This is a genomic window from Bradyrhizobium viridifuturi (genome assembly GCF_001238275.1).
Lineage (GTDB): Bacteria > Pseudomonadota > Alphaproteobacteria > Rhizobiales > Xanthobacteraceae > Bradyrhizobium > Bradyrhizobium viridifuturi.
In genome coordinates this window covers 1-9,292 of sequence record NZ_LGTB01000089.1, presented here as the reverse complement: position 1 = coordinate 9,292, position 9,292 = coordinate 1, and the positions used below count along the sequence as shown (strand labels likewise).

Genomic DNA, 9,292 nt, shown 5'->3' with positions numbered 1-9,292 from the left:
AGAGATCATCGCCGCCGTCGAACGGGAGCTTGAAGTTGTAAGCTACGAAGCGTCCCTTGCCGCACGCCGATACGAACTTGTGGATCCGGCGAAGCGTCACGTTGCCCGCGAACTCGAGGCGCGCTGGAATGGCGCCTTGGAGCGGGTTGCCGAGCTTGAAGGTCGGATCAAGGAGCAGCGCGCCGCAATGGCAAGGCACGTTTCGCGTCCGAGCGCGAAATCAAGGCTGCTGATCCCCGCTCGAAGGAGGGCATTCTGCTCGGCCGCAAGGACGGTGCAATGCTTTGCTTCGGCGGATCGGAGCACGTCCTAGTCTATGCACCAACCCGGGCAGGCAAAGGGGCCGGCTATGTCATACCGGACGTGCTGAATTGGGTGGATTCGGTTGTCGTGCTCGACGTCAAGAAGGAGAACTGGCAACGATCGGCGGGCTTCCGCGCGGCCCACGGGTCAGGGCGGAGAGCCGGCGCTCGATCGTCGAGCCCGCATTCGGCTGACGATCGGCCGTCGCCGCGCCCGAAGCACCGGCGGTGATGTAGAGGCCGACCGTCTGCGGTGAGGGCGGCAAGACCTCGAGACCCTGGCGCCGGCACCAACGCTTCCAGTCTGACGCATAGGCCCGGCGGGTGTTAGCCGAACTCGCCGCGTCGACATAGTCGCGGGCGCGATCGGCGAAGCACTCGAGATGCGCCGGCAGAGCGGGGGAGGGGGTGGCGCGTTCCGCTTCGGCGACGACGATCTCGCCGGAAATGTCCTCATCTAGTCTAGTCGAGGCAATCACATCGTCATGCGGTCTCAACGTCGGTTTGGACGAAGTCATTGCCCTTGAAGAGCAGCGGCTCGCCGGTGAGCGCGGCGAGTGCATAGGAAAAACAGTCGCCGAAGTTCAGGCCCGCGGGATGGCGCCCTTTGCCGTAACGGCGCCACGCGCGGCGGGCCTGATCGGCATGGTCCGCGGTCACAGCGACAATCTCGACATCCGCCTTGTGCAGCCAGAGATCGAGTTCCGCGCCGCCGCGCTCCCCCAGTCGCGTCTCAATGACCATCGCAGCTTCGAGGACGGTCGCTGCCGAGATGAGACGAACGGGGTCGTCCGCGATGCGTTCGCGGAAACTCTTCGCCTCCGGCTCATTGAAGGCAATCGCAACAATTGCAGATGTATCGATGACCATCAGTTTGGAATGCCGTTCTCGTCGTAGCCGACGATCTCCTCGGAGGTGCGGTTGTCAAGAACCGGCAAAGCGTTCCAGCGGCGCTGGATTGCCTCCAAATCCTCCAAAAGAGTCGCCTTACGAGCGTTGGAACCCACACGCCGCAGGCGCTCCTCAAGGGCTCGCCGCGTGGCAATGGTGATGGATTCGCCCGTGCGCTGTGCAAGCGTGCGGGCAAGTTGTTCAGTCTCGCGATCCTTGATGCTTAGCGCCATCGGTGGCCTCCTTGGTTCCTATCTGTCAATATTCTACCTATATAGCCCTTTCCGCTGGCAATTGCACGACATCTGCAGGACGCGCATTGTCGGCGGCGCTTCGAGCTTCGCCGGCGGGGCCGCCAAGCTGCTGAATCCCATCAATCCCGGCCGTCCGGCAGAGATTTGTACGCGCGCCCAATTTGAGTAGATTTCGACCTCCTGCCCGCGAGAGAGGCCATCCGCTGGCGCCGTCCGGGATTTGGGCGTGCACGCGGTCCGCTCGTGACTGCGAATTCTCGTCAATCTGACGCCAAAAGGGGGCTGTCCGGCGCTGAAACGCGAGCAACAACGGGTATGCTCAAGATTGATAAGGCAACGTTATCACTCGTTGTTATCCACCGACAGGCACGGCGGTTTTGGCGATTTTTGATGCCGTAAGCGCCGCAATCGGCGTAAGCTTCGCCATGCTCCCGCGCGCGCGCGCCGTCCCTCCTCGAAGCCCCGCCGACCTTCCCGCCCGTTCCGGGCTGGACGCGCCAGGTCGCGTCCGCACAAGCCGCTGATGATGCGATGTTTTTGGCCGGTGGCGCGCTCGCCGCGCTGCATCCGATCGCACGCAGCGAACACCCGCTCGGCCAGCTCTGGCGATATCGATTATCGCTCGCCAGCGCCGCTGTGCTCGCCCGCCACGGCGGGCGCCGCGAGGACGAGGCTTCCCTGCGCGACGCCTGGTATCTGCGCCGCACGACCGATGATCCCGGCCCGGGCGGGCGCCTCCTCGCGGCCTGGCGCCAGCTCGGCGCGCGCGCCGGCATGGCGCCGGACGACTGGCTGATGACGCTGTCCGTTCGGTTCGAGCTGCGCGTCGACGCTGCGCTCAAGGATGTCGTCACCGCGGCGACAAAACTCGCGGCCGGACAGGGTAGCGCCGTCGCGGCCGCCGCCGAGATCGCGGCGCTGAGCCTGCGCCGCGTGCCGGCAAGCGAGCCGCTCGCCCTGTGGCTTGCCGACGTCGTGCTCGCTCACCGCCTGAACTGGCCGATCGCCGTGCCGCTGGTCGCGGGCCAGATCCGCCGCGCCGATCTGCGCGCCGCCGGTAAGGCGGACGGCGTTGACGACGCCTGGCTTTCGGCCTGCGCCCTGGCCTATGCGCGCGCCGCCGCGGCCGCATCGGAGCTCTACACCGACCTCGTGCGCCGCGCCAACCGGCTGCTCGCGGCTGCGCCGACATTGCGCGGCCGCGACGCCGATAGGATGGTGGCGATCCTGCTGATGGAGGACGCGCAAGCGGCCCGCGTCGGCCAGTCCGCGAGCGATCGCTCGACGCGGCGGTTGTTCGAGCGGCTGGTGGCGCTCGGCGCCGTGCGCGAACTGACCGGCCGATCCACCTTCCGACTTTACGGGCTCTGAGATGGGGCGGCGCGCGCGAGCCAAAGCGGATCTCGACACGGAGCTCACCGAGCTGCCGCCGGATCTGCGCTGGCGCGAATGGATGGGTCGGGTCGAGGCCGTGATCTTCGCTTCGCCCGCGCCGGTGACCCGCGAAACCCTGGCGCGCGTCGTCGGCCGCGATTGCAACCTCGATCTCATCATCGACGACATCCGCGCCGAGCTGCGCGGCCGGCCCTACGAGCTCGTAAGCGTGGCCGGCGGCTGGCAGCATCGCACCCGGAAGATTTTTGGCGATGCGATCCGCGCGGCGATCGGCGGCGAGAGCGACGGCAAGGCGCTGTCGCAATCCGAAACGCTGATCCTGGCCTGCATCGCCTATTACCAGCCGATCACCCGCAGCGAGCTGTCCGCCTTCTTCGGCAAGGAGGTCAGCCGCGACACCATCGGCCGTCTGCGCGGATTAGACTTGATCGCGAGCGGCCCGCGGAGCCCGCAACCCGGCGCGCCCTACACCTATGTCACCACCAGGGTTTTCTGGTGCAGTTCGGTCTGGAGACGCTGCGCGATCTGCCGGACATGGAGGCGCTGGAGGACGCCGGCCTGCTCAGCAAGGACGAGATGTTGGCGGGAGAGTTTCCAGATCCCTTGCCGGCAGATGATCAAGATCAACACGATGACGAAGAAGCTGCAGATCGGACAGAGACAGGCTAGCCGCATTTGGCCGATGGGCCTGCCGATCATCCACGCCAGCGCGATGGGATTTTGGTCGGCCTCCGCGGAGTTGCGAGAGAAGCCGCGCGAAGCAGAGGTGCTCGCTGGATCTGCCAAGGCGCGAAGATCCTCATCCTGCTCGACATCATCCGCTGGCCGAGTGGTGGTCAACGGACATGGCGGACTTGCGGAAAGCCGTCGAGCCGTTGCGCAAGGCGCTTATCTCGAGGGCAATGGGGGCGAATACATCATCCCCAACAACACGATCTATCGGCGGGAGAGCAAGTTCTATAGGGGGATGTCAAGGCTTACGAGGATGGCACGCCGGTCTGGAACGCGCCCGTCGTCCACCCAACCGGCTTTCCGCGGCGCATGCCGGCCGTGGTGCAGCTTATCGACGCAATCGCGGGCTGCGGCATGCTCACGTAGTCAAAGCTGACGGCAGCAATCAATCATGTCAGCTATCATCGGAGCATCGACAACCTCTCACCTGTTGATGTCTACTTCGGCAGGGCCGAAGCGACCTTGCAGAACGCAAACGCATCAAGCTTGTCACGGTCGCAAACCGCCGCTTGCAGCATCAGCTGTAGGCCGCCCAAACTCTAACCGTGATGAGCCAGCGCCTCCCTTCTCGAAAAGCCCGATAAGTCTCAAATTATCTGACGACGGACACGCTAGATCACGGTTTAAACCATCGTATAGCCGCTACATACCTTTCAATGGAGAGCGTCTACACCGATATGGTTGGGTAATGCACATTCATTCGATAGCTTGCGCGATACGCAGGGCCTGCGCGGAGCATGGACTTGAACGAGCAATGAACAAACGGGGATGCAGGACAGTACACAGACCGTCTGTAGCACGGCCAAAAGCGACTGGCCCGGAAACGTTAGCGGCACTTAGTTGTAACACACCCGAAATCGCGGGCGCCCGCAAAGGCGTGCTTTCCTACGGGACGCAGCCTGAGCGCCGTCAACAAAACAACCTTATCCCCATTCGCTGACGACACCATCGAACGGCACCGTCACCGGGCTCGTCGTTCACCTGATGCGTGCCTCAGGAACGCAGAAAAAAGCAGGAGACTCTTTCATGCGCCCTCGGCTCCAATGGAGGACGTGCTGGGAAAACGACTTACTATTATCAGACCACGTCGAAATCTCTGAGTTCTTTCAAAGGGCCTACGGGCGGACCGGGGCTTTTAACGCAATACCCTTTGAAGGCAATCGAAGCTGGGCTGGTGCGCGACCTGAGCTGCGCGTAGTTGGCTACGATGATCGCGGCGTGGCGGCTCATATCGGCGCACTGCGCCGGTTCATCAAGGTCGACGAAATCGATCTGTTGGTAGCTGAACTTGGATTGTACGCGGTACGTCCAGATCTCGAGGGACTCGGAATCAGTCATGCTATGCGCGTGATGTATCCGGTGCTGCGGGAGCTTGGTGTTCCCTTCGGGTTCGGCACGGTTCGACACGAACTCAAAGAGCATATCTCAAGGCTACTCGGCCGGCGGGGTTGGCGACAATTGTTTCGGGGGTTCGTGTGCGGTCCACTCTCCCCGATCTCTATGACAACTTGCCGCCAACTCGCGTCGATGATGCGCTGCTCGTGGTCTTCCCTATCGCGCGGTCCATGAGCGAGTGGCCTGCGTGCGCAATCATCGAGCGTAACGGGCCAGAGCTGTGAAAGCGCCAATTGCCTCTCCGAAGCAGCACCTTATGTGCGCCAGCGCGTCGGCCTAGCCGCTTGCCTTGATCAACGGCGAAGCTGCGCAGGGCTTGACGGTGTCTCGGCTGCTCCAGTGCCTCACAAACCACCCGCGATGGCTTCAGACAGGACGAGTTGGCGCTGGCCTCTATCATGGCAGCGCACACGCTGCTTCGTCATCGAAGTGCATAGCGGGACCGGCTACTCCACGGCTGTTGGCTTCGACGACATCCACTTCGTCGCGCGGCTCGGCTCGTTTCTCATGATCCCCGCGCAAACCGAGTGTGTCGTCGCCGGAGTGGTTGGCCTGCGAGTTCGGGGACGGCCCCGGTGGCGGCGATGGTCAGATCGACAAGACAAACTCGGCCAAATTCCTTGACGTCGTTCCCGTCGGCATGCAGCGGTTGCGCCCAGTGACAAGCTTCGTTTTGGAGTATCAGTCGTCCCATCGCTCCTTTCAGACGCGCTGTATGCTCTCGATAACGAGCTCGATCGCAATCTACGACACCGAAGCCGATGCGGTGCAGTCAATCGGGCATAATGGATCTGATCGCATTCCCCCCGACGCCACTCGCTTCCGGACTCTCGGGCTCGGCCAGTCAGCCATCTTTGAGGACTACGAAGTCAACGTTCGTATCGGCGACTTCTTCGGAGATCATGTCGCCGTGCTCGGCAACACGAGCAGCGGAACGTCTTGCGCAGTCTAATCCATCTTGCAGGCGATCTTCGGGACGTCGAAGAACATCACGCGCCCGGCGCGACATTCGTAGTCCTCGACGTGAATGGCGAATTCCGCACCGCGTTCGAGACACTACCGAGTATCGCCGATATCGGCGTGGAACGTGTCATCCTCGACGGCAGCGCTGCAGCTGCTAAATTTCGTGTGTCGCACTGGTTCCTTGACCTTGCCGAATCGAAATTGCTTGTTCAGGCGCGCTGCGCGCGTACCCACTTTCCCATTCTGCGGATGGCGCTGGGACTGACCACGTTGTTGGGGCCGGTAGGCGGCACTCAGCTCGACATCTTTCGCAACCACATCCTGGCGACCGGTATCACCTAGATACTCGGAGACGAAAACCAACTCGGTGCGAGGAAAGCTCGGATCCGCGGCATTCTTCAGCGATTCCAAACGCGGAGATCAACGCCTCCAAGCCCTGCCGTGGATCAGCGGTTAGCTATGGCGATATGCCGCTCTGAAATACCCTTGCTGGCTCAGACGGGGTGCGCGCTAGGTCACGGCTTAAACCATCGTATAGCTTCTACATACCCTTCAATGGAGAGCGTCTACTTCGATATGGTTGGGTAAATGCACGTTCATTCGATAGCTTGCGTGCTGCGCCGGGCCTGCGCGGAGCACGGACTTTATTAATGAGCAATGAACAAACGGACTACAGAACGCACACAGACCGCCTGTAGCACAACAGAAAGCGACTGGCCCGGAAACGTTAACGGCACTTTGCCGTAGCGCACCCGAAATCGACCCGCAAAGACACGCTCCCTACGCGGCGCAGCCTGAGCGCCGTCAACAGAATAGCTCCGAATGCGACCGGCTCGGAAAGAAGGTGAAGGACGCGATCCTCATGGATCTCTCATCGGCTTTCGGCGTTCGGTTCGTCAAACAATCTCCAGCGGTTCAGCAAAACGCTTAAATATACTGAAATGGAAGCGGGTTTATCGCGCATGGCGACGCAAGCCGAAATCTCCTATCATTATGATGTAGACAACGATTTCTATTCAGTCTTCCTAGACAAGGATCACATGGCCTATAGCTGTGGCGTCTGGGACGGTGCACTTGACCTTGAGCACGCGCAAAAGCAAAAGTTCGCTCGAATTGCTTCGTTTGCCCGGGTGAAAGCTTCGGACCGGGTCATGGATGTCGGGTGTGGATGGGGTGGCTTGATTCGCTACGCAGTGGATGAACTTGGCGCCGCTTCAGCGGTCGGGCTTACTTTAAGCAACGATCAGTTCGCCTATATCTCCGGACGAAGTAGAGAGGCTATCCGTGTCGAGCTTCGCTCATGGGCCGACTATCCGGCGCCAACGGAGAAGTTTGACGCGGTGATGTCGGTAGGCGCGTTTGAGCATTTTGCGTCGATGGAAGATCGCGCGGAGAATGTTCATCGCGAGATCTATAGGAAGTTCTTTCAGTGGTGCTCGGATATTTCGGTAGATCAGGCCAGTCTTGGCCTGCAGACGATCATCTTGACCCGGCCTCCGCGCAATCTGAGCGAAGTGCGCGATGCACGGTTTCTGCTTGAAGATGTGTTCAGGGGATCGGCGCTTCCCTACATTGAGGACGTCTTGCAGGCGACCAGCGGGATTTACGAGGTAATGGAGCTACGGCGCATCGGTAAAGACTACTCTAGAACGCTTTCGGAATGGAAAACTCGCCTCATCAAGGATCAGGCAAAGGTTATCGATCGATATGGCGAGCCGTTATTCCATCACTATGAGCGTTATTTCGAATCGTCAGAGCGCGTTTTCAACTCGGGACTTGTGGATCTCTTGCAGGTATCCCTGCGTAAAAAAGCACAGATATCCAACAAACTGGCTAGGCCGACGAATGGACGCCAACCATGGCGAGCGAAGTAGTGACGCCCGCGGCCAAGCGGAAAGCTGTGCGCATCTCATGGATCCCCACGGGATGAGAACGGCGGGCTAAAGCCATCGGCTATTGCCGCAATCTCGATGGGGAGCAATTTCACAGAGATATAGGCCCTGAAGCGGTCGACGACGCTCTTGCAGGCAATCCCCGACCGGTTCGAAGAGGCGTGCTCGTGGTGCACCGGTTCAAAGTTGAAAAGGCGGCGCTACGTAATCCTTGGTCTTGTCCGACCGAGAAAGGGTGCGCATCCTCTTGGACGGCAACATGCGTCCAATGACACTCCAAGTCTGCCGTTTGGTGGGGGAGCAATACTCGTTGCTCGACGGCAAGAGCATTTCGCAAGCGGACTTCGATTCTCCGGGATCGCGCCAAGCCGACAGGGGCCGATTCGGCTCCGACGACCTCTAGCACAGCCCCTGGACGCGCGCTTTAGCTACCTTTGAAGATGGCAATGATATCCTCTTTCGAAAACCGTCCCGTGCCGAGCTTTGTGCGCATCGGCAGATAGACCAGCAGCATCTTGCGATATTGCGGGAGGGATGTCTGCGTATGCGAGTTGTTCGTGGCGCCCGGAACATCCTTGAAGCGATGCAGATCCTGGACGAGGTAGTTCGCAACTCTGTAATGAGGATCATGGTTACCATCAAAGCCCGGGAAGATGTCGAGTCCATGAGCGGCGTATCCAATATCGTCACGCACCCGCTTCTGCTCCGAGTTTTCAAGCTGCTGAAACTGGTACATGGTCGAGCTGAACATTTCCAGAATATTGACCGTTTCCTTGACGACTGGATTGGGCTCCTCCGATCGCTCAAAGGGAATGCCGCTGAAGTGCCAATCGAAGCCCCACAATTGATCGGCGTAGATCGTCTGCGCGACGAAATCGGGATCGACCTCGGGTTCGCCTTGCAGGCGCTTCGAGATATCCGCCAGCATAAGGACGATCAGCTTCTCTCCATCGGTCATCTTCATGGCAATAGGGTCTCCGCACCAGCCGGCTTAGATGCCTGGTCAGATTGCAATTTTAGGCCGACGGTTCCCAGCCGTTAAATCCGTTCGTCGTTTTTAGGCCCCATCGATGGATGAGAATTTTGATCAGGTCGTTTAAGCGGTTTGCACCCGGTATGTCCGGATCCTGTGGCCCGGCGGGCAGCAGGTGAGGCTCCAGAAGGAACGAGCGTTCACGCGCAGTGAGTACGATTGAACTTTTTGGTCCCGTACCCAACAATCAGCGGCTGATTGGCGGGTGCCGCGCACGGCGATCTCTTGCTGTTCCTTCAATAGCGCGAACAATTCTACGTAATTCTTCGCATCGCGGGATCTGGTGGAATCTCTTCAAGCGCTCCGCCGTAAAGATCTTCGCTAACAAGTCCTCCGTTTGAATATCAGAAACACGGAGCCACCTTAAACGGCGGCATCCAGTAGCGACAACCTACCTGCTTGTACTGTACCCTTACGCAGCTATCGAGACCAGAC

7 protein-coding genes and 5 pseudogenes are annotated in these 9,292 nt (G+C 60.2%); 8 read left to right on the top strand and 4 right to left on the bottom strand.

Annotated elements, in window-relative coordinates:
• Positions 1–313, top strand: a pseudogene (locus ALC15_RS47010) (hypothetical protein); the annotation flags it as partial.
• Entirely contained in the window at positions 220–534 is a 315-nt protein-coding gene (locus ALC15_RS47005; protein WP_347336361.1) for a type IV secretory system conjugative DNA transfer family protein, read from the top strand. The pseudogene ALC15_RS47010 and the gene ALC15_RS47005, both read left to right, overlap by 94 nt.
• Here ALC15_RS47005 and ALC15_RS47000 read toward each other — a convergent pair.
• The 3 genes and pseudogenes from ALC15_RS47000 to ALC15_RS40305 form a co-directional block, all read right to left on the bottom strand.
• Positions 449–820: pseudogene (locus ALC15_RS47000) on the bottom strand (integrase); the annotation flags it as partial. The gene ALC15_RS47005 and the pseudogene ALC15_RS47000 overlap by 86 nt on opposite strands.
• Positions 786–1,172, bottom strand: coding sequence for a type II toxin-antitoxin system VapC family toxin (locus ALC15_RS40310; RefSeq protein WP_050632063.1), 387 nt, complete (start codon positions 1,170–1,172; stop codon positions 786–788). The pseudogene ALC15_RS47000 and the gene ALC15_RS40310, both read right to left, overlap by 35 nt.
• The gene (locus tag ALC15_RS40305; RefSeq protein WP_050632062.1) at positions 1,172–1,426 is read right to left on the bottom strand and encodes a type II toxin-antitoxin system VapB family antitoxin; all 255 of its coding nucleotides are present in this window, start codon (positions 1,424–1,426) and stop codon (positions 1,172–1,174) included. Before ALC15_RS40305 ends, ALC15_RS40310 begins: the two co-directional genes overlap by 1 nt.
• 549 nt (positions 1,427–1,975) lie before the next feature.
• Between ALC15_RS40305 and ALC15_RS40300 the strand changes: the two are divergent.
• The 6 genes and pseudogenes from ALC15_RS40300 to ALC15_RS40275 form a co-directional block, all read left to right on the top strand.
• Positions 1,976–2,818, top strand: a pseudogene (locus ALC15_RS40300) (DUF1403 family protein); the annotation flags it as partial.
• Position 2,819: 1 nt separating this feature from the next.
• A pseudogene (gene scpB, locus ALC15_RS40295) lies at positions 2,820–3,511 on the top strand (SMC-Scp complex subunit ScpB).
• Positions 3,512–4,666: 1,155 nt separating this feature from the next.
• A pseudogene (locus tag ALC15_RS42850) lies at positions 4,667–5,193 on the top strand (NodA family N-acyltransferase).
• Between the two features lie 323 nt (positions 5,194–5,516).
• Positions 5,517–5,921: a hypothetical protein gene (locus ALC15_RS40285; protein WP_128089745.1), complete on the top strand. Its 405-nt coding sequence runs from the start codon at positions 5,517–5,519 to the stop codon at positions 5,919–5,921.
• Positions 5,909–6,274: a hypothetical protein gene (locus ALC15_RS40280; protein WP_050632059.1), complete on the top strand. Its 366-nt coding sequence runs from the start codon at positions 5,909–5,911 to the stop codon at positions 6,272–6,274. Before ALC15_RS40285 ends, ALC15_RS40280 begins: the two co-directional genes overlap by 13 nt.
• Positions 6,275–6,894: 620 nt before the next feature.
• Positions 6,895–7,806: an SAM-dependent methyltransferase gene (locus tag ALC15_RS40275; protein WP_050632058.1), complete on the top strand. Its 912-nt coding sequence runs from the start codon at positions 6,895–6,897 to the stop codon at positions 7,804–7,806.
• A gap of 442 nt (positions 7,807–8,248) precedes the next feature.
• On the opposite strand, the gene ALC15_RS40265 is transcribed toward ALC15_RS40275, so the two are convergent.
• Positions 8,249–8,788 carry a YfbU family protein gene (locus tag ALC15_RS40265; protein ID WP_050632056.1) on the bottom strand — a complete coding sequence of 180 codons (540 nt, stop codon included), beginning with the start codon at positions 8,786–8,788 and terminating at the stop codon, positions 8,249–8,251.
• Positions 8,789–9,292: the final 504 nt, after the last annotated feature.

Excerpts from the sequence above, each read along its gene's own strand:
- ALC15_RS40310 (WP_050632063.1), bottom strand. The coding sequence starts at position 1,172 with ATGGTCATCGATACATCTGCAATTGTTGCGATTGCCTTCAATGAGCCG.
- ALC15_RS40305 (WP_050632062.1), bottom strand. The coding sequence starts at position 1,426 with ATGGCGCTAAGCATCAAGGATCGCGAGACTGAACAACTTGCCCGCACG.
- ALC15_RS40275 (WP_050632058.1), top strand. The coding sequence starts at position 6,895 with ATGGCGACGCAAGCCGAAATCTCCTATCATTATGATGTAGACAACGAT.
- ALC15_RS40265 (WP_050632056.1), bottom strand. The coding sequence starts at position 8,788 with ATGAAGATGACCGATGGAGAGAAGCTGATCGTCCTTATGCTGGCGGAT.